A 20,692-nucleotide genomic window follows, 5' to 3' on the forward strand; every position below is an offset into this window, starting at 1 on the left:
GCTTTACCGGTATCTAATTTGTATTAGTCTAAACGCTGATACAACCGCGCTCAAATCTACCTTTCAACCTTTATGATTGTTCCAAAAAAATGCTCCCCTACTCGCTAAAAGTAGTTGGAGCATATTTTTTACTTTGTACTGTCGCGTTCAACTAGACTAGTGCCAAGTTCAACTCGTTGGACCGTGGTCCGGCCTTCCAGTCGGCTCATAATCAAGTCGACCGCGTCCGTTCCCATGAGTTCCGTATCGACGTTAACCGCACTTAATTCTGGGTAAACGAACGTTGCGAGCGACGTGTTATTAAAGCTAAATAGCTTAACACGCTCTGGAACTTTAATCCCCGCAGATTGGAGGGCTTTGAGCGCCCCGGCCGCCATTGGGTCATTGGCAACGAAAAAGGCTTCTGGCAACTTGTCGCCCAAGGTCGTGATGGCTTTTTTCATCATTTTGAACCCGGATTCACTCGTGTAATCGCCCTTGAAAACGACCTTCGGATTATAGGCGTGCCGGCGTTCCATCGCCGTCCGGAAACCTAGCATCCGTCGATCGACGACTTCAAGTTCGTGGTCGGTCGTCATTTCAGTGCCGTGAATAAACCCGATATCGTGAATATCACGGCCCCAGAAATAGTCGACAACTTTTTCCGTGGCCGTCCGAAAGTCCGTAACCACGCTATCAAAGCCACTGTCAAATTGATCATCATCTACAAAAACGAGGTTGTCCGTAATGGTGGCCATGTTATAGACCTGCTTTGGGCTAAACTTACCAATTGCAATGATGGCGTCAACATTGGTGTCCAGTTTTCGAACGTTGTTTTGGAAAATCCGCGTCACTTCGAACTGGTGCTGCTGACCGCGCCGTTCAATGCCCATTCGGATGGACATATAGTACAGGTCATCTTGTTCTTTGGATTCCGAATACCACTGAACGATGGCGAGTTTTTTGCGCGCAATTGGCGTTGCCCGTCGCTTGCTCTTTGAATATTGAAGCTGTTCTGCTACCTCAAAAATTCGCTGACGCGTCTCATCGCTAACGGAAAGTGACTGGTCCTTATTCAAGACCCGCGATACCGTTGCGAGTGACACACCAACTTCTTTTGCAATATCTTTTAACGTTGCCGCCATTCAATTGGCCCCCCTGATTCATAACTAGTTAGATGACGTATTTTTGACAGCGGTCACGAAGCGGTCAAACGCCGCTAGACCAGTGTCATTCCACTTGAAAACGCCCGCGTCCGCTAATACGCGTGCAAAGACGTGGCCGACTTCACGGTCCAAAATCGTCGTCACATTATCATCATTAAATTCATATTTTGCCTGCAGTGCATCCGCCCATGGCTGGTGCATCGCTACCATATGATTATGCCGACCTAGCAAGTATTTTGCAACTTCACTTAATTCGACCTTGAGCCGTGCGGGTAAAATGGCGCGCCCCATGACTTCGATCAAACCGATATTTTCTTTCTTAATGTGTTGAACATCCTGATGCGGATGAAAGATACCGTCTGGGAATTCAGAAGATGTCTGATTATCGCGTAAAACTAAGTCTAAGACGTACTGGTCGCCCACTTTACGGGCAATTGGCGTCGTCGTGTGGTGGCGCGTTGAATCCGTGTAGGCCCGCACATCCACGCTTTCATCCGAATAGTCCTTCCAAACATTATGCACCTTCGTCGCCGCGTTCACTAATGCAGTGGCGTCAGGACTGCTTAACCGTAATGTCGACATCGGCCATTTAACGATTCCGGCGGTAACGCCAGCAACGCCTAAGTCAACCGATTTGACGATTGGAGCCTTCATCATTGGAAAGACGTGGTGACCCCCTTGGTAGTGTTCATGGGACAACATTGATCCCCCAACGATGGGGAGGTCCGCATTACTGCCGACAAAGTAGTGTGGGAACTGTTTGATAATTTCTAATAAGTTAATGAACGTCTGCCGGTCAATCACCATTGGCCGGTGAACGGCATCTAAGAAAATTGAGTGTTCGTTAAAGTAAGCATACGGTGAGTACTGAAAGCCCCATGGTTCCCCGTTGACCGTCAACCGAATGATTCGGTGATTGCTCCGGGCAGGATAACCTAAACGACCCACGTAACCCTCATTTTCCATACAGAGTTGGCAGAGCGGGTAACCATTTTCCGGCTGGTTACGGGCTGCCGCAATCGCCTTAGGGTCCTTTTCCGGCTTGGACAAGTTGATAGTAATCTCAAGGTCACCAAAATCCGTCGCCGTATTGAAGACCACATTTTTCGCAATTGCCTTAGTCTTAACGTAGTCGTTTGCTTGGCTAAGCTGGTAAAAATAATTCGTGGCCGTTTCCGGACTCACTTGGTACTTATCCCAGAAAGTTTGATTGACGACCGATGGCAACGGCGTCACTAAGTCCATGAGTTGATCACTCAAGATTTCCTTAGCGGACGGTGTCTCTTCAATTTGGTTATTTTGAATTGCCGTTTGAACCAACGCCGTGACTAAGCTATCCAGGTCATTGCTAGTTGTGGTCGCACATGGACCTTCACCAACCAGTGCTAAAACGTGGTTCGTCACGTAAATCCGATCCATGGCGGTGTATGTTGACGGTGCCGCAATGACGGCATCCACAAATTGTTGTAATACTGACATTAGGCATTGCCTCCCCGATCATCGTAGCCGCGTGGATGACTAGTCTTCCAATTCCAAGCGGTCTTAATAATCTCATGCACATCATCGTATTGTGGTTGCCAGCCGAGCACCTTGCGCGCCTTATCACTGGCCGCAATCAAAGTGCTCGGGTCGCCCGCGCGCCGTGGCGCCATGACAGCCGGAATTGGCTTGCCAGTCACGGTCCGCGCGGCTTCTAACATTTGCCGATTGGAGAAACCAGTCGACGATCCCAAGTTAAAGGCATCGCTATCGTGACCCTGTTTTAAGTATTCTAAGGCTAAGATATGGGCATCCGCTAAGTCGACCACGTGGACATAGTCGCGAACATTGGTCCCATCTGGCGTTGGGTAATCGTCACCAAAGATTTGTAATTGGTCCCGTTCGCCCGCTGCCACTTGTAAAATAATTGGGACAAGGTGGGTCTCAGGATGGTGATCTTCCCCAATACTGCCGTCAGGTTTAGCACCCGCGACGTTAAAGTAACGCAGCGCGACAAACTTGATGCCGTAAGCGACGTCGGACCAGTGCATGATCTTTTCCATCGCTAATTTACTTTCACCGTAAGGGTTAGTTGGCACTTGCGGGTCAGTTTCTTTAATTGGCACCCGTTCAGGTTCACCATAAGTTGCTGCCGTGGACGAGAAGACGATCCGTTTGACGTCGTGTTTGGCCATCACTTCCAGGAGTTTGACCATCCCCGTAGTGTTGTTATCAAAATACTTCAACGGATTTTTCATTGATTCCGGAACGACGGAAAACGCCGCAAAGTGCACGACGCCTTCAACATCTTCTTGATCAAATACACCATTCATAAAATCAACGTCACGGACGTCACCCTCGTAAAACCGGGCTTGCGGATTGATAGCGGCTTGGTGTCCCGTGACTAAGTTATCGACCACGGCAACGTCGTAACCCTTGGCAATCAATCGATCAACTGCATGGGAGCCGATATACCCGGCGCCCCCTAAAACTAACACTGCCATTTCAAAATTACCTCCACGTTCAATTAATCTCTCAAATTATGCTTCTAAATTCGTTAATTCCCGGGGCCCGTCCGCAATTTCTGCAATGTAGAAATCGGCGGCGTACCCAATGGTCTCCTCGTAAACCCGGCCAACGTTTTGCTTGAAGGCGTCAACCGCATCCTTAGCCACGATGGCAATCGCGCAGCCCCCAAAACCAGCGCCAGTCATCCGTGCGCCTAAAACGCCCGGTTGTTTCCAAGCCGCTTCGGCTAAGGTATCCAATTCTTTCCCAGTAACCGCGTAATCATAATGCAGTGAGACGTGGGAAGCCGTGACTAACTGGCCAAACGTCGTCAAATCATTGACGGCAAGTGCCTTAGTAGCCCGAATGGCGCGTTGATTTTCAAACACCGCGTGGCGGGCCCGACGAATCAAAGTATCATCATTAATTAAATAGGCTGCTTGGTCAAAACCATGTTCATCTAAATCACCCAGTGAATTGATGTCCAACTTCTTCTGTAACCGGGCCAACGCTGCTTCACATTCTGAGCGCCGTTCGTTATATTTTGAATCTTGCAATTCACGCCGTTTATTCGTATTCATGATGACAATCACGTAGTTGCCCAGCTTAACTGGCGCGTACGAATAAGCCATCGTGTTCGTATCGAGTAAAATCGCTTGGTCTTTCTTTCCCATGCCGACCGCAAATTGATCCATGATGCCAGAATTAACGCCAATGTAGTCATTTTCCACTTTTTGACCTAATTTAACGAGTTCCAATTGACTCACCGTTAAATTAAACGTACTGCGTAAAATCGTTCCCATTAAGAGTTCGATCGACGCTGATGAGGATAATCCCGCACCGTCCGGCAAATTACCGTGAACAAAGAGGTCAAAACCATGTTCGAACCGCACGCCACTCTTGGCTAACTCGTACATCATGCCCTTGGGATAGTTCGTCCAACCGGCAGACTTTTGATAGTCCAAGTCGTTAACGTCAAACGTGACGATACCTTGATCAGGAATATTAGCGGAGTACATCCGAACGACGTTATCCGTCCGGGGGGCGTAAACGCCGTAAGTCCCAATGCTAATTGCACATGGGAAAACGTGCCCGCCATTATAGTCAGTGTGTTCACCAATTAAATTAATCCGACCGGGTGAAAAGAAAACCCGGCCTGATTCACGATCAAAGATAGTTTTGAATTCTTGTTGTAAGTTAGCGACTTCCATAGTTGGAACCTCCATGTTCACTTTACTAAAATTTTACTAAATTAAATGTAAGCCTTTTCAGATAGTTTGTCAATCACTTTTGAGGAAAGCATTGGTTAATCCTCAAATCCGCGGTGGGCCCAGAACCTAAGCTTCTATTTTCTGACCCGCTAATATCTGGTCACGTGATAAGTGAACTGGAAGTCAGTCAAATAATTTTTACCAGTCCTTCGAAATTGTGGTATGCTTATCACAACTATTAGGTACAGTAAGGGCCACATCTTCGGATGTGGCCCTTACTTTTTTATTCGCCTAAATGATGATAATCAAACATAATGTGTCGGGTGACTGGATGATCCGGACGAAGCGTGATATCCCCGAAGCCCGGGTGGTTGATGGCATCTGGTAACGTCTGTGCTTCAGTTGCCAACGAATTATACCGCTGGGCATCCTGGTTTGCACCGTCGACCGGGTCAGCCGTGAAAATCACGAGCCCGTTTCGATCCGAATAAATGTCGATTCGCCGTTGACCACCGGTATCTCCCACTGAAGCGACCGGCACCGTCAAACTAGGCGTGACCTCATAAGCATCGTCGAATTCAACCTTACCGTTCTCCGTTTTCAAATCTGCCAGAGCAGTTGTCAACGTGCGAGGCTGGTTAAAGTCATACGCCGTTTTCGCCACTGGTAACAGTTTCCCCGTGGGGAGCTTTTCTGCCGCGGTCTCAACCCGTTTTTCACTGTTAATTTGTAGCCATTGATGGTCAAGACTCTGTTGGCCATCCGTCACATTCCAATAGACGTGGTTAGTGGGATTAAACAGCGTGGGAGCGTCCGTTTGCGCCCCGTATTCAAGGCTAACCTGGTCTTTCTCATTCAGCGTAAATTTGATCTTTAGCGCTAAATTTCCCGGGTAATGATCGTCGCTAGCCTTCACGTGATGCGTCAACGTCACGCTGGCCGCGTCGTCACTTTGCGCTACTTGCCCCGCGTAGTTAATCTTGGTAAAGCCATGGTAACCGCCGTGTAAGGAATGATTGCCCTCATTCATGTCAACGTGGTAAGTCTGCCCGTCCAATACGAACTGCGCACCGCCGATTCGACCGGCGACCCGGCCAACGGACTGACTGATGTTAAAGACGTTATGTAAGTAATCGTCTAAAGTCTTCAAACCAATCGTCAATGGATGTTCCTGCCCATTTTCAACAACTACGAACTCTTGTAAAGTCCCGCCAAGGCTCAGAACCGCAATTCGGGTTTGATGTGAATTTGTCAGCACATAACGCATGACCTTCTCGCCATTTAACTCACCAAAAACCTCTTTTTTAATTTTCAAAATGCCGCACCTCCAAATTATATAAAGCGTTTTCATTAGTTATTATAACGTAAAATAACAAATTTTTACTAAAATATCAAAAAGCTCGTCACGAAATCGGCCATGGTAACCTTTCACGACGAGTTTTGACTGGCTTTAAATATTCATCTACCAAAAATCATCGTTTATAGACACCCGTAATATGGATTCTAACGGCCTATTTAGAATTTTGACAAAAATGTTTAGTTATCAATACTTTTAATACATTCACTAAAAAACATCACCGCTATCAGTCTAGTTAAGCAAAAGTAAGTTAGTTTAGCTTTGTGATATAAATAGAGAATTCTGTTGAATTACTTTAACCGCATTCTGTGATAATTTAAGTATTGTAAACGATTACTAAACATCGGACGGAGGCACCGAAATTATGAATCAAACATTTTTTAAAGACTACCCAATCCTATTCGGCGGCGACTACAACCCCGAACAGTGGCCAGAAGACACTTGGGAAAAGGACTTAACCATGCTAGAAAAGGCACACGTTAACTCCGCAACCATCAACGTCTTCTCGTGGGCCTTACTAGAACCTAAAGAAGGCACCTATAACTTTAGCATGTTGGACAAAATTATTGCTTTGCTTGGCCAACACCATTTTCAGATCGTCATGGCGACGTCGACCGCTGCTTTGCCCGCTTGGATGACTAAAAAGTATCTCGACGTTAACCGGGTCGACACCCACGGAATCCGCCAAGGCTTTGGTAAACGGCATAATGCCTGCCCGAACAGCCCGAATTTTCAACGGCTCGCCAAAGGATTGGTCACTCAGATCGTCAAACGCTACGCGGGTAACCCGAATATCGTTTGTTGGCACATTTCTAACGAATACGGTGGCCAGTGTTACTGTGATAACTGTGCGCAAGCTTTCCGCATTTGGCTGAAAAAGCGCTACGCTTCCCTAACTGAATTAAACAACGCGTGGGACGCCAATATGTGGAGCCACACGTTCAACGACTGGGACGAAATCGTGCCACCGGATCAACATACTGATGAGTTCGAAAATGGCGGCGCCACGCTTGGCGGCGAGTCACTCGACTACCGCCGTTTCCAATCCGACAGCCTGCTTTCCAACTTCAAGATGGAAAAAGACATCATTCGTGAGCTTGATACAGCGACTCCTATCACAACTAACTTCATGGGAACCCAGAAAGATTTGGACTACTTTAAGTGGGCTAAGGAACTCGACGTCGTTTCATGGGATAACTACCCAAGCTTTGATACTCCGGCATCCTTTACCGCAATGAACCATGACCTGATGTACGGCTTAAAGCACGCGCCGTTCATGCTCATGGAACAAACACCGAGCCAACAAAACTGGCAACCCTATAACGCGCTCAAGGACCCCGGCGAATTCCGGATGCTCAGCTTTCAAGCGATGGCGCACGGCGCTAATACCGTTCAGGTCTTCCAGTTGCGACAAGCCCGTAACGGTTGCGAATCCTTACACGGGGCAATTATTTCTCACGTTGATTCTACGGAGACCCGGGTCTTCAAGGAAGCCGGCCAAATTGGTGCCGAACTCCAAAAATTGCCAGCTGATTTATTAACGAGTCAACGGCACGCCCAAGTCGCAATTATTTTTGACTGGAACAGTTTCTGGGCACTCGACTTTGCGCTGGGTCCTAACGTTCGCTTACAATACGTTGACCAAGTGCACGCCTACTACCAGTATTTCTACAGCCACAACATCCCCGTTGAAATGATTTCACCGGAAGATGATTTTTCCGACTATCAAGTCGTGATTGCCCCGGCGCTCTTCATGTTTAAACATGGCTTAGCTGATAAAGTCAACGACTACGTTCACGCCGGTGGTAACTTTATCACCAACACTATGAGCGCAACCGTCGACGAACACGATAACGTTTATCAAGGGGGCTACTTTAAGCAGCTGGAACCAGCCCTTGGCCTTTGGTCTGAAGAGTGGGACGTCTTGCCACCCGTCAGCACCTGCCAGATCACGTTTAACGACCAGACAACGGCTAAGGCAAACATCGTCTGCAGCCTGTTACACCTCGGCACTGCAAAACCATTAGCTAGCTATGAAGCGGATAAGTTCTACAACGCAACGCACGCCGTCACTCAAAACGCGTACGGTAAGGGCCACGGTTTCTTCGTTGGGACCTACCTCGATCAAGCTGGCATGGAAGCGCTTGGTGAACAATTAATGCCGTTATTGAATCTTAAAACAAACGACCAGCCAACCGCTGACAGTCAGGGTATCGAATTAACAACCCGGAAATCAGCAAGTACCCGCTACGACTTCTTAATCAACACGACCGCTGACACCCGTACTTATCACTACGCGGCACCAGCGAACGCTAAGGATTTATTAACTGGTAAAGCTATCAATAGCGGGGTCTTAACACTAGCCCCTTACGCCGTTCAAATCATTCAGGCCAACTGAGTTTTTTCCGGCTAACACTTTAATTTGAATTACAATTGAATCTCGTTCAAAAAAAGAATACCCATTCAGAAATCAGCGTTTCTGAACGGGTATTCTTTTATGCTTATTTTCTCAGTATATGGCAAAAGTCATTTATCTATCATTACGAACACACTAGCTCGTCGCATAGCCAGAGGTTGGCGCTGATAGCATCGGTCGTGAAGGTGGTCTTAGGCCGGTGAATTCTTCCGGCCTTAAACCACGGACGGTCTGGAACAATTGCGCCGTTTGCAATTGTTCCAGGCGAGGGGCGAGACCGCTTCTCAGGCTCGACCCGGTCCCACGACCGCATGTTACCAGCGGCAACCGGACTAGGTGACTAAGAGATTCATATTTCTAAACAAGTATTTTCCTATAACTATGGTCGAAACGTGGTCCAAAAGGCAGTTTATTCCGCTTAACCCGGCATCAGCGACTGTCCCAAACCCAGGAACAATCACTGACGCCACGTTAATGCTCATAAACTAACCGCCCCTTGGTCCACTCTTAATTATTCAGCCCGCCGATAAGCCATCAACGCCGCGGTCATGCCCTTAGTTTGTGAATAGGCTTGGTGATAGACTTGGTCAATCTGTTGATAAGCCGTCACGTTTTCAGCAATCGGTTCGTAGACCTTGCCGTAATGAACGAAGGTTTGAGCGCAGTCTTCCATCGAATCAAACCAACCCAGACCAGTGGCCGCAATCATTGCCGCCCCCATGCCGGGCCCCTGTTCATTTTGTAAACTGACTACGGGGTGATTGAAGATATCGGCTTGAATTTGCAGCCAGAGCGGGCTCTTTGCGCCACCACCGATGGCGACCACCGTCTTAAACTGACTGCCGTGCTCTTCGTAGATCTGCATTAAATCTTTAAACGAGAAGATAATGCCTTCCAAAACGGCCCGCACAAAATCGTAGCGCTGGTGCGTGCCATCGATACCGATGAAGCTCCCGCGGATGTCGGCGTCGGCGTACGGTGCCCGTTCACCCACGATGTACGGGGTAAAAATTAGGCCGTTGGCGCCCACCGTTGACTTGGCAGCGCTGGCAACCATTTCCGTGAAATCAACGTCGGGCGCAAACGTCTTTTTAAACCAGCTCAACGAATAGCCGGCCGCCAAGGTGACGCCCATCGAGTAATACTTGTCAGGAAAGGCGTGGTCTTCAAACTGTAAAACACCGTGATAGTTAGTATTAGGATTATCTTCATACTTCAAGACCACGCCGGATGTCCCGATGCTAGCCATGACTTTGTCTTCGGATAAAATCCCAGCACCGACCGCACCGGCAGCGTTATCCGCAGCCCCACCATAAACCTTGGTGGTAATCGTTAACCCGGTCTGTTGGGCATACTTCGGCGTGACATTGCCCGCAAAATCCACCGACTTCATCAAAGGTGGGCAGATTCGTTCAGGAACCCCAAGTTGCTCACAAATCGTCTTGCTCCACTTGCCCGTTTTAACGTCTAACAGGACCGTCCCGGTCGCGTCAGAGTAATCCATGGCGAGTTGTCCCGTCATGCGGTAACGAACGTAATCCTTAGGCAAAACAAAACAATCCGTTTGGGCCCAAATTTCAGGTTCATTTTCTTTGACCCATAATAACTTAGGCAACGTGAAGCCTTCAAGTGGCCGGTTACCCGTGATTTCGACAAATTGATCACCCATCACCCGTTCAATTTCATGACACTGTGGCGTGGTTCGGGTATCGTTCCATAAGATTGCAGGCCGCAATACTTGGTGGTTCGCATCCAATAACACTAACCCGTGCATCTGACCCGAATAACTGATCCCTTGAATGTCTTCAGGCTTTAAATGGTCCTCACTGATTAACCGTTGAATGGCAGCCGTCGTACTGGTAACCCAGTCTTCAGGTCGTTGTTCACTATAACCCGGTTGTGGCTGTTGTAATTCATAACCAACACTTTGCTGGGCAACGACGGTCCCCGCCTTATCTACGGCCAACACTTTAACCGCGCTGGTCCCTAAATCAACACCTAATACTACTGCACTCATATTTTTCACCAACTTTTTATTTTTAAAAAAGGACCCGCGACGTTGGTCTCAGGCCCTTCTCCCATTCTCTATCTCAAAATGTCATCAATTCTCTTAACCTAATTATTTACTTAATGTATCGATAATGTAGTGGTTGATCGTATCCTTGATTTCTTCAAGGTGATCAGAACTAGTTGCTGCTAATAATTCAGATTGTGGTTTGTCGATTGCGTACTTTTCAAGGGACTTGAAGTCAGCCTTGCCGCTTTCGATATCCGCACCGATACCACTGCCGTATGAGGCGTAGCGGTTCTTCACGATATCTTCCAAGAAGCCGTCTTCCTTCATCTTCATGGCAACCCGGAGACCAGCAGCGAAGCTGTCCATCCCAACGATGTGGCCGTAGAATAAGTCGTTTGGTGCGAAGGAAGTCCGCCGTGGTTTAGCATCAAAGTTCAAGCCACCACGAGGGCCAATGCCACCGTTTTCAACGACTTCGTACATTGCAGCAGTCGTTTCGTAAAGGTTAGAAGGATATTCATCAATATCCCAGCCAATCAACTTGTCACCCTGGTTAGCATCCAATGAACCTAATAAACCGGCTTCACGGGCAACCCGAATTTCGTGTTGATAAGTATGACCAGCCAAGTTAGCGTGGTTACCTTCCAAGTTCAACTTAAAGTCTTTATCCAAACCATAAGTCTTCATGAAGGCAATCGTCGTTGCGGCATCAAAGTCATATTGATGGGTTGATGGTTCCTTTGGCTTTGGTTCAAGTAGCATCTGTGCATCGAACCCAATTTCGTTAGCGTAATCCTTCGCCATGTGGAAAAACTTAGCTGCATGTTCTTGTTCAGCCTTCATGTTCGTGTTCCAAAGTGATTCGTAACCTTCACGGCCACCCCAGAAGACATAGTTTTCAGCACCGACACGCTTCCCAATTTCCAAGCTGTGTTTCAATTGTGCAGCGGCGTAGGCGAAAATGTCTGCGGATGGTGACGTTGCGGCCCCTTCAACAAAGCGGGGGTTGGTAAACATGTTAGAGGTATTCCAAAGAACCTTCATCCCGGTCGTCTTTTGGTATTCAACGATGCGGTCAACGACTTTGTCCAGATTCTTGTTGGTTTCACGTAACGTGTCACCTTCTGGGGCTAAGTCGCGGTCGTGGAAGCACAAGTAGTCAACGCCTAATTTGTCATAAAATTCAAAAGCGGCGTCCACTTTCGCTAAAGCTAAGTCCATCGGATCGGTAATGTGATCGTATGGACGTTGCGCAGTCCCATCACCAAATGGGTCGACTAGTCGTTGATCAAAAGTGTGCCAGTAGGCAACCGCAAAACGGAGCCAGTCGCGCATCTTTTTGCCGCCGATCACTTCGTCAGGATTGTAATATTGAAAGCCTAAGCCAGATTTTTTATCTTGATGGCCGACGTATTGAATCTTGTCGACACCTTTCCAATAACTTATTTTTGTTTGCATTTCGATATCCCTCCACGTTAGTTTGTTCCAACAACCAACTTACAAGTATCATTATAAAACTTAGTTTTGCAAATGCAAGCGCTTTCTTGGTTTTGATAAAACTGCTTCATTTTCACCACTTTTAGCCACATTATTCAAAACTTTTACCCATTTAAATCAACAGCAAAACGTCCCCACTCCGGTCGAATACCGGCATGGGGACGTTTAAAGGTTATTTACTAAAGATTGAAAGTGCTAAAACTAGTTCAAGCGTTACCATAGCTGGAAATTGCCTATGATAAATGTGCCGCTAATCGGATGCCCGAAGGTTGCCACTGATTAGCTGACAGTAAAAGCAATAAGAAGATAGTTTTTAGCGCAGTCGGGTAGCCTCGAGTGCTGTGTCGGCAAGATTAGCCGGTGGTTTATCCGACTAATCTTGCGGGGCACTTCAAAGACGTGGGCTGGCGGCTTTGAAGTGAGGTTCCAGACCGTCCTTTGGCTGGGACCGTCCCCCATAGCACTACTCGAGGCTACCCGATGGAACGGCTAATTTTAGGAATAATAATTATTGCCGTTGCAACGTTGACAGCCATTTTGGGACTTTCAATCTTTAGTTATTTATTTCATTACGACGTCTTAATTTTCACTAATAGAGGCTGCGACTTCACCTTGTTGGAAACGGAGCTCGTAGTCATCCAAATTCAAAACGTGGTGCGTTATCAGTGAGCAGCCACCTAATAGCGTCACGTACTGGGTCCGTGGAATCAAGTTGATTGGAAAGTCTGTTTGGGCAATGTCTTGATAGTCGCCGCGAATCTCATCCATCAGTTCTGGTAACCCTTCGATGAGTGGCGAGTTGATGAAGACCGCCTGCGGATCGAGCATGGTGACCACGTTAAAGATGAGGCCCGCTACGACGCTGCACGCTTGCCGTAAGATTCGCTCCGTATCGCGGTCACCGGCCTCAAAGAGCTTGATAATCGCGGTGCGGTCTAAGTGTTCAAGTTGCTTGGCATTTTCAATGCGCGTGATCAGGGCATCTTCCGAACACAGGGACTCTACGGACTGACCCGCGGTGTTGGGACCGAGTAACGTCAGCGTCTTCCCAATTTCACCCCCGCGGCCGTTTTCACCCCGCGACAGTTGCTGGTCTAAAATAATGCCGGCCCCGATTCCACGGTGAATACTTAGCGTTACAAAGCTGCGGTACGGTTGGTCGGTACTAAAGTCACGGGCATAAATGGCAGATAAGTTCGCCTCGTTTTCCAATAAAACCGGAACGTGGTACTGCGTTTCAAAGACCCGAACTAAGTCGACGTCTTGCATATCGATCCACGGTGATTGCAGAATCTGATTGTCCTTAATAATCCCGTGAATTGAAAAGCAAATTCCGAGCAACCCGTTGACCGTCGTCACTTCAGACGCAATCTTAGCAAGAAAAGCCTGGCACTTTGCGACCATGACCGTAATCGGTTGGTCAACAATGTCGATCCGTTGGTACTCAATGATTGTCGTATCAATGTTGTTCGCCGTTGCGTGTAAGTGCCGATAGCCCAGGTCAAACGTGACCGTATACCCGTAATCGCGGTTAACGGTCACCATCGTTGGTTTCCGACCCCCAACGTTTGACGCCGCCCCCTGGCCAATTTCGGTCAATAGCTGTTTCGCCATCAAGGTATTATATAGCGATGAGATCGTCGACTTGTGCAACTCTAGCTCGTGTGAGATCTCAATCCGCGACGTTGCCGGATGATTAATAATTTGTTGTAAAACTAATTTTAAATTCAGATCGTGGAGTTGATCCCGATTCAAACTGCGCTGTTCCATGCCCATGACCTCACCTTTTATCTATACCATCATCATATGTATACAAAGACGACTTGTCTACATTTTTGTTAACAAGTCGTCTTTAAACTGCTTATTTACAGGGTAATGGTTGCTTGCCCGTTTGTTAACTTAGTTGAAGCAATCCCATCATTTTCATGAACGTAAACCGTTACGTCACCACTGACACCTTGTGTGTCAACGGTCACTTGATTGCCATTCCGGTGTGCCGTGACGGTGGCCACGTCATTGCCATGACCATCAACGATCTTGGCTGCGACTTCACCATCTTGCAATTGATACAAGTGAATGTCGACGTTCTGGGTGTAATCGTAGGCCGCGTGAACGGCTTTTGGATTTTGAATTAAAATTGAGTTTGGCCGTGCCAAAACTGGTAGGCTCAATTCGTCAAAGTGTTCATCGATCCATTGACCCGTTGCGGGCGCATCGTAAACTTTACCGTCTAAGATGCTGGTCCACTTGCCACCTGGCAGGTAGAAATGGGCTTGTCCACGGTCATTGAAAATCGGTGCGACTAATAACTGTGACCCAAACATGTATTGGTTACCGTTGTCGTAGACGTTCGGGTCTTCCCCAAATTCTAAGAACATTGGCCGCATCAATGGGTTCCCATAATGGGCACCGTGCGCCGCTTGGGTATACAAGTATGGCATCAATGATAACTTCAAGTCTACAAAACGCTTGGTGTTCGCAACCGCTTCGTCATCGAAGTTCCACGGTACCCGGTAAACGTTGCTGCCGTGGTAACGACTGTGTGATGACAACAGTCCAAATTGTGTCCAGCGTTTGTAAAGATCTGGTGTTGGGCGGTCATCGCCGTCTTCGAAACCACCGATATCATGGCTCCAGAACCCAAAACCAGAGAGCAAGAATGATAGCCCACCGCGCAAGGTATCACGCATTGAATTGTAGTTGGAGAGGCAATCGCCACCCCAGTGTACTGGGTAAGATTGGGAACCGGCAGTTGCAGAACGCGCAAAAACGACCGCTTCTTCCTTCCCTTTGACTTCTTCAATAGCTTCGTAAACGGCCTGGTTATATTGCAACGTGTAGTAGTTATGTTCTTGTTGCGGGTCGGACCCGTCAAAGAACTTCACGTCATCAACCGGAATCCGTTCACCAAAGTCGGTCTTGAAACAGTCGACACCCATGTCGAGGAGTTCCTTTAATTTATCTTGGTACCATTTAGTGGCGTCGGGGTTAGTAAAATCAACGAAGCCGTTCCCTGCTTGCCAGAGATCCCATTGCCAAACGTCGCCATTTTCACGTTTCAATAAGTAGCCCTTATCCTTGGCTTCCTTAAAGAGCGGTGACTTTTGCGCAACGTACGGGTTCAACCAAACGCAGACTTTAATACCGCGATCATGAATCTTCTTCAATAAGCCAGCAGGATCTGGGAACATTTCCTTATCCCAAGCAAGGGTGCACCATTCGAACCCCTTTTGCCAGAAACAGTCAAAGTGAAAGACGTCGAGTGGAATGTGATGTTCCTTCATGCCGTCGATAAATTTCAATACGGTGGCTTCACTGTAGTCCGTCGTAAACGACGTGCTGAGCCACAAGCCAAATGACCAAGCTGGTGGCAAGTTGATGGCACCCGTTAATTCGGTGTAACGGTGCAAGACTTCCTTTGGTGTTGGGCCATAGATCACGTAATATTGAAGGGATTGGCCTTCAGTACTGAACTGAACCCGGTCCACGTTTTCGGAACCCACTTCAAAGGAAACTCGTTGTGGTTCGTCCACGAAGACCCCGTAACCGCGACTACTGATGTAGAACGGCACGTTCTTATAAGCTTGTTCACTACCCGTCCCACAGTCTTGGTTCCAAGTATCGACTGACTGACCGTTCTTGACGAAGTTCCCAAACCGTTCGCCTAAACCGTAGATTTTTTCGTCGATATCCATTGCGAGTTGTTCGCGCATGTAGCTGACCTTAGTGTCATGATTAAAAATCACACCCTGTGCCTTTTGTGCGGATTCCGTAATCAATTCACCATTCGCCGTAAACTTCATGTCAAAGTCCGTCTTAAGCGGTAGAGAAACTTTTAACTGGCCACTGGTCAAAGACGCCATCTGATCATCAACTTGAATGTCCACGTCAGGATCTTGGTCATTGATCTTAAACTTAGGCCCGTGATCCTCGCTATCAAAATGTTCTAGTTTTACCCCAATCACATTTTCGATTGGTGAAGTGAACGTCATCGTTGTGGCACCCAAGTTTAACTGGTCGCCACGCGATAAGACGCGCTTAAAGGGCGCAAAAGTCGTCAGCGTTTTGCCAACTTTTTTTGCATCGTACGTTTCCATTGGTGATTCAACGTCGTATTCGTCGCGATTCATCCAATAACCATTTGTAAATTTCACTAATCGCACCTTCTTTTAACTTTATTCATCTATATTATTTATTCGCAAAAAAGATTGCTTTTCTGTTTACCGCTAACTATGATTAGTAGGTAAGTTGGTTGTTTTATTCAACTAAATCAAGTTAACGCTTACATTGTACACTCAACATCACTCATAATTCAAACCATTTTTACAAAAAACATAATAAAATTTGTAGTTAAGTATTTTGGCATTATTTTCAGCCATTATTGCTACAACGGTCAGAAATACATTATATTTTAGTTTCATTATCGTGTATTTTTGAATAACTTTACTTAATTACAAGCACGATTACTCATGCTAAAGTAGGGGCAAAGTGAGGCATCAACGTATGGCAAAGACAATGGAAAAAATGCAATTAGCACTCGATCCGGTCCTAACTAAATTCAGCAATTTGAAAATTCTCTTAATTTTAAACATGGGTCTGAACTTTATCGGTCCCCTAGTCTTGATTGGTAGCCTATTCGTTATCGTGACACAGTTTCCCTGGGTTGGTTGGCAACATTTCATCCAACCAGTTCTGCCGCAACTGAAGGTTCCAATTCAATTGATTTTCAATTACTTTTCACTCTTAGTGGCCATTAACATGAGCTTTGCAGCCACTAAATTAAATCAGTTGAGTCCGCAGACGGGCACAAGCATCGGGATCATTGCCTATTTAATGGTTAATTTGACGGCAACGGGGCATTTAAGCCGGACGGCTTTTGGACCGGCTAACTTTTTTACCGCAATCATTGTGCCCATTCTAGCCATTGAAGGACTGAACTGGTTATCTAACCACAACTTTCATCCCCAAAACACGGGGAATTTACCTCCAGCTGTACCGGCATCGTTTTTAAGTGGCCTGCCCGCACTGGGCGTTCTCCTCGTGACCGGCCTACTGCAATGGTTGTCACCCTGGTCAATCAGCACGTTAATTCAATGGATTTTTACGCCGCTGATCGTTGGGTTTAATAGTTTTCTGGGTATTATGGTCATCTTATTTTTAACGTTACTCTTATGGGGATTAGGGATTCACGGCAACAACGTCATCGGCGCGTTGCTCAGTCCATTCTTTCTACAATCGTTAGTGCTCAACGGTCTGAACGTGACTGACGGTCAGGCGGCCACTCGAATCACTGCTGATGGCTTTCTAAACTTCGGAATGAACATCGGTGGTACCGGGGCCATTCTTGCGTTAACGCTGTGCGCGTTAACCGCAAAAAGTAAGCGCTTTAAAGAATTGGGACACATGAGCTTAGCGCCGTCATGCTTCGGCATCAGTGAAGCCGTCATGTTCGGGCTCCCCGTTGTGATGAACCCAATTCTCGTAATTCCGTTCATTGGGATTCCCATGCTCTTACAGGGATTAACCTACATCTTGATGCAGGCACACGTTATCGGCATGGTCGTGGCCCAAGTTCCATGGACCACCCCAACGATTTTAAATGGATTTCTCGTGACCGGGGGCGATTGGCGCGCCGCCGTTTGGCAATTGATTGAACTACTCATTGCCATTGTGATCTACTGGCCCTTCTTCCACGCTTATGACCGTCAAACTTGGCAGGAAGAACAATTACAGGCCGTATCAAATTAAATCTGATTCAGGAGGACTTTAAAAAATGTCTCTACACCAAACCACGTTTTACTCTAACGAATTACAAATGAACACGACGGCGTACGTCATCTTACCAGAATCAAAAGTCGGTAATGACGTTCCTATTCAACCGGCGAACCACCGCCTACCCGTTATGTGGCTCTTGCACGGCCTGTTCGATGATGAATCAATGTTCTTACGCTACACATCGATTGAACGCTACGCAAGCGATACGGGTATTGCCGTCGTTATGCCCCGCGCCGAACGGAGCTTTTACACCGACATGGCCGCGGGTGGCCGCTACTGGCACTTCATTACTGAGGAGCTTCCACAACGGATGCGCTTCTTTTATCCCTTGTCACTAGCGCCTAGCGAAAACTTCGTCGCCGGAGCTTCCATGGGAGGCTACGGTGCTTATAAGTGGGCCTTTACCCATCCCGACCGTTTTGCCGCGGTCGCAGCCCTCTCCGGGGTAATGGACGTCACCGAATTTGGTCAAGAAAATCCTAATTTGGTACCCGACTGGTCCCTGATTTTTAATCAATCAGACCTTCATCAGACCCCCGCAGACCTGACTTACTTAGCCACGCACTTACCAGTAAACCAGCTCCAAGTACTCCAAACGGTTGGGACTGAAGATTTTCTTTACCAGATGAACCAGGCCATCCGTCCCGTGCTTAACACGGCGTTTGCTAATCGTTACACTTACTTTGAAGGACCCGGCAACCACGATTTCAAATTTTGGGATCACCAGTTACCAACGATTATGAATCGGTTTAAAACAATTTTGACAAATAAGGAAGGTACTAAATAATGACACAAACAATTGGTTTAATTGACGTTGGCGGTACTAGCATCAAGTTGGGCGCTTGGGCGGACCAACAAGTCCACACCTACCCAGCGATCCCAACACCCGCAACTTTAGAAGAATTCTATACCGCCCTCACCACGGCCGTTGAACAGATGAAACGCGACTACCATATTAGCGGGGTCGGTATTAGTTCTCCTGGTGCCGTTAACAAGCAGAGTGGTCAGATTGAAGGTGCGAGCGCCATTCCTTACATCCACTACTTTAATATTCATTCGGCGCTCGTAGAAAAATTTGGGCTCCCCGTCACCATCGAAAACGACGCCAACTGTGCCGCCTTAGCCGAGGTCGCAGCTGGGGCTGGTAAAGACGTTGATAATCTGATTTTCATGATTATCGGAACCGGGATTGGCGGTGCCATCATTGAACATAAACAGGTTGAACACGGTGCCCACCTCTTTGGCGGCGAACTTGGTTACATGTTAATGGACGACCAGTCGACCCTAAGTGAGCTCGGCTCACCAGTCCGGGTCGGCAAACGGTACACGAAGCGCGTTAACGACGGTAAGACTTACAGCGGTAAGGACGTTTTCGCCTTGGCTGACCAAGGAAACACCGACGCTCAAGCCGAAGTTCAAACTATGTACGCCGCCTTAGCTAAGGCCATTTACAACTTGCAATACAGCTTTGACCCTGAAAAGATCGTTTTAGGCGGGGCAGTTTCGAATAACCCCGAATTAATTCCCGGCATTCTTGCTGAAATCAAAAAGATTCGCAAAATCGTGACCATCGCCCCCTTCGATCCCGAGGTGGTGCCATGTGCCTTCACTGACGGTGCCAATTTACGTGGGGCTGCGGTTGATTTTATGAATACTTATCCAGAAAAATAATTTTTTTTGCATTTTGTAGCACGTGCCACCCGCGTTTATGAGTGCCGCATGCTATTATAAAATACGTTAGATTAAGTTTGGGGGCCTTTTTAATATGCGCTATAGCTTTCGTGTTACCGACCGATCGCTACCGTTCTTCGTAGACAGTATCGGCTATGATTGGCACCAAGAAGATATTAACCGTCCTCACGGCTACCCATACGTTCACTGGTTGCAAGGCTTGTCCGGCACCGGTGAAGTAACCGTGGGTGATCACACTTTCTCACTGGGGCCGGGACAAGGCCTCTTGATCAACCAAGGCATCCCACACGCTTACCATTCAAATGGTGGCGACTGGCAAACCGAGTTCTTTACCTTCGGCGGTGCCTTAATTGCAGAAGCCACGGCCATGCTAAGTTTTCATGATTATTTATTGATTAAAGAAGAAGACAACCAGGTGTTTGATTTTATAAAAACTCATCACTTGGAGATTGAGGACCCCGATCCACTGAAGATTTACCATTCATCCGAGTTAGTGTACAGTTTTCTACTATTGTTAAAGCGCCACATGATCACCAATCCACGTAATCAACCAATTTACCAAAACGTGATTGAACCAATTATCCAGTTGATTCACGATCGTTACAGTGAAGACCTTGAGAACAATGATTTTGCGGAGTTTTCTAATTATAGTGAACAATACATCTTGGAAGTCTTTCGTAAATTTGCGGGCACGTCGCCGCACCAGTATTTATTGCAGTACCGGATTCAGAAGGCCAAAGAACTCCTGCTGAACAACTCAAAATACTCCGTTGAACAAGTTGGTAAGATGGTTGGCTTTAACACTAACAGCCACTTCATCTCCGTCTTCAAACGTTTTGAGCACATCACACCCGGGAAGTTCCGGCATTTCTACTTTTAAAACCGTACCGATCAGCAAAGGTTAAGTAAACAACCTTTCGTTGATCGGCCTTTTTGTTTCAAATTGAAGATTGAAAATTTGAAATCAGCAGCATCAACAACTGTTGTTTCTAAATTAGCCTCCCAAATTTAATGACTACCCAGAACTTGGCGCTGACACCACCAGTAACTGAACCTATTAATAAATAACCAGTTTCTATCAATTGGACCGCTAAT

14 protein-coding genes are annotated in these 20,692 nt (G+C 47.2%); 5 read left to right on the forward strand and 9 right to left on the reverse strand.

Translation table 11 applies throughout. The features are described from left to right. Window positions 1–128: 128 nt before the first annotated feature. The 5 genes from IV64_RS02560 to IV64_RS02580 all read right to left on the reverse strand — a co-directional run bounded on the left by IV64_RS02560 (window position 129) and on the right by IV64_RS02580 (window position 6,158). A complete protein-coding gene (locus tag IV64_RS02560; RefSeq protein WP_057705603.1) occupies window positions 129–1,124 on the reverse strand; it encodes a LacI family DNA-binding transcriptional regulator in 996 nt (331 codons plus the stop codon). Between the two features lie 24 nt (window positions 1,125–1,148). Further along, window positions 1,149–2,624, reverse strand: a complete 1,476-nt coding sequence (locus tag IV64_RS02565) for a UDP-glucose--hexose-1-phosphate uridylyltransferase (protein WP_057705604.1) — start codon at window positions 2,622–2,624, stop codon at window positions 1,149–1,151. Beyond that, complete coding sequence (gene galE / locus IV64_RS02570) at window positions 2,624–3,628, reverse strand: UDP-glucose 4-epimerase GalE (RefSeq protein ID WP_057705605.1); 1,005 nt, start codon at window positions 3,626–3,628, stop codon at window positions 2,624–2,626. Before galE ends, IV64_RS02565 begins: the two co-directional genes overlap by 1 nt. Window positions 3,629–3,664: 36 nt before the next feature. Further along, entirely contained in the window at window positions 3,665–4,843 is a 1,179-nt protein-coding gene (locus IV64_RS02575; protein WP_057705606.1) for a galactokinase, read from the reverse strand. Between the two features lie 283 nt (window positions 4,844–5,126). Then, window positions 5,127–6,158: an aldose epimerase family protein gene (locus tag IV64_RS02580; RefSeq protein ID WP_057705607.1), complete on the reverse strand. Its 1,032-nt coding sequence runs from the start codon at window positions 6,156–6,158 to the stop codon at window positions 5,127–5,129. A 406-nt stretch (window positions 6,159–6,564) separates the two neighbouring features. On the opposite strand from IV64_RS02580, the gene IV64_RS02585 reads away from it, so the two are divergent. Next, complete coding sequence (locus tag IV64_RS02585; RefSeq protein WP_057705608.1) at window positions 6,565–8,598, forward strand: beta-galactosidase; 2,034 nt, start codon at window positions 6,565–6,567, stop codon at window positions 8,596–8,598. A 529-nt stretch (window positions 8,599–9,127) separates the two neighbouring features. Here the strand turns inward: IV64_RS02585 and xylB are convergent. From xylB to yicI, 4 genes are all read right to left on the reverse strand, one after another. Continuing rightward, window positions 9,128–10,633, reverse strand: coding sequence for a xylulokinase (gene xylB, locus IV64_RS02590; protein WP_057705609.1), 1,506 nt, complete (start codon window positions 10,631–10,633; stop codon window positions 9,128–9,130). A gap of 102 nt (window positions 10,634–10,735) precedes the next feature. Next, complete coding sequence (gene xylA / locus IV64_RS02595) at window positions 10,736–12,091, reverse strand: xylose isomerase (protein WP_057705610.1); 1,356 nt, start codon at window positions 12,089–12,091, stop codon at window positions 10,736–10,738. Window positions 12,092–12,709: 618 nt separating this feature from the next. Next, a complete protein-coding gene (locus IV64_RS02600) occupies window positions 12,710–13,900 on the reverse strand; it encodes an ROK family protein (RefSeq protein WP_057705679.1) in 1,191 nt (396 codons plus the stop codon). Between the two features lie 95 nt (window positions 13,901–13,995). Continuing rightward, window positions 13,996–16,284: an alpha-xylosidase gene (gene yicI, locus IV64_RS02605; RefSeq protein ID WP_057705611.1), complete on the reverse strand. Its 2,289-nt coding sequence runs from the start codon at window positions 16,282–16,284 to the stop codon at window positions 13,996–13,998. Between the two features lie 349 nt (window positions 16,285–16,633). Between yicI and IV64_RS02610 the strand changes: the two genes are divergently transcribed. From IV64_RS02610 to IV64_RS02625, 4 genes are all read left to right on the forward strand, one after another. After that, on the forward strand, window positions 16,634–17,878 hold the full coding sequence (locus IV64_RS02610) for a PTS sugar transporter subunit IIC (RefSeq protein ID WP_057705612.1): 1,245 nt from the start codon (window positions 16,634–16,636) through the stop codon (window positions 17,876–17,878). 25 nt (window positions 17,879–17,903) lie between these two features. Next, entirely contained in the window at window positions 17,904–18,692 is a 789-nt protein-coding gene (locus IV64_RS02615; protein ID WP_057705613.1) for an alpha/beta hydrolase, read from the forward strand. Then, window positions 18,692–19,576 (forward strand): ROK family protein, encoded by an 885-nt coding sequence (locus IV64_RS02620; protein WP_057705614.1) that lies wholly within the window; start codon window positions 18,692–18,694, stop codon window positions 19,574–19,576. Before IV64_RS02615 ends, IV64_RS02620 begins: the two co-directional genes overlap by 1 nt. Window positions 19,577–19,670: 94 nt before the next feature. Beyond that, window positions 19,671–20,477: an AraC family transcriptional regulator gene (locus tag IV64_RS02625; RefSeq protein WP_057705615.1), complete on the forward strand. Its 807-nt coding sequence runs from the start codon at window positions 19,671–19,673 to the stop codon at window positions 20,475–20,477. The last annotated feature ends 215 nt before the right edge of the window (window positions 20,478–20,692 follow it).

The organism is Lactiplantibacillus xiangfangensis (assembly GCF_001438845.1).
Taxonomy (GTDB): domain Bacteria; phylum Bacillota; class Bacilli; order Lactobacillales; family Lactobacillaceae; genus Lactiplantibacillus; species Lactiplantibacillus xiangfangensis.

Bases quoted from the DNA above. Each gene is read 5' to 3' on its own strand.
- IV64_RS02560 (WP_057705603.1), bottom strand. From the start codon at position 1,124: ATGGCGGCAACGTTAAAAGATATTGCAAAAGAAGTTGGTGTGTCACTC.
- IV64_RS02565 (WP_057705604.1), bottom strand. From the start codon at position 2,624: ATGTCAGTATTACAACAATTTGTGGATGCCGTCATTGCGGCACCGTCA.
- galE (WP_057705605.1), bottom strand. From the start codon at position 3,628: ATGGCAGTGTTAGTTTTAGGGGGCGCCGGGTATATCGGCTCCCATGCA.
- IV64_RS02575 (WP_057705606.1), bottom strand. From the start codon at position 4,843: ATGGAAGTCGCTAACTTACAACAAGAATTCAAAACTATCTTTGATCGT.
- IV64_RS02585 (WP_057705608.1), top strand. From the start codon at position 6,565: ATGAATCAAACATTTTTTAAAGACTACCCAATCCTATTCGGCGGCGAC.
- xylB (WP_057705609.1), bottom strand. From the start codon at position 10,633: ATGAGTGCAGTAGTATTAGGTGTTGATTTAGGGACCAGCGCGGTTAAA.
- xylA (WP_057705610.1), bottom strand. From the start codon at position 12,091: ATGCAAACAAAAATAAGTTATTGGAAAGGTGTCGACAAGATTCAATAC.
- IV64_RS02600 (WP_057705679.1), bottom strand. From the start codon at position 13,900: ATGGAACAGCGCAGTTTGAATCGGGATCAACTCCACGATCTGAATTTA.
- IV64_RS02610 (WP_057705612.1), top strand. From the start codon at position 16,634: ATGGCAAAGACAATGGAAAAAATGCAATTAGCACTCGATCCGGTCCTA.
- IV64_RS02615 (WP_057705613.1), top strand. From the start codon at position 17,904: ATGTCTCTACACCAAACCACGTTTTACTCTAACGAATTACAAATGAAC.
- IV64_RS02620 (WP_057705614.1), top strand. From the start codon at position 18,692: ATGACACAAACAATTGGTTTAATTGACGTTGGCGGTACTAGCATCAAG.
- IV64_RS02625 (WP_057705615.1), top strand. From the start codon at position 19,671: ATGCGCTATAGCTTTCGTGTTACCGACCGATCGCTACCGTTCTTCGTA.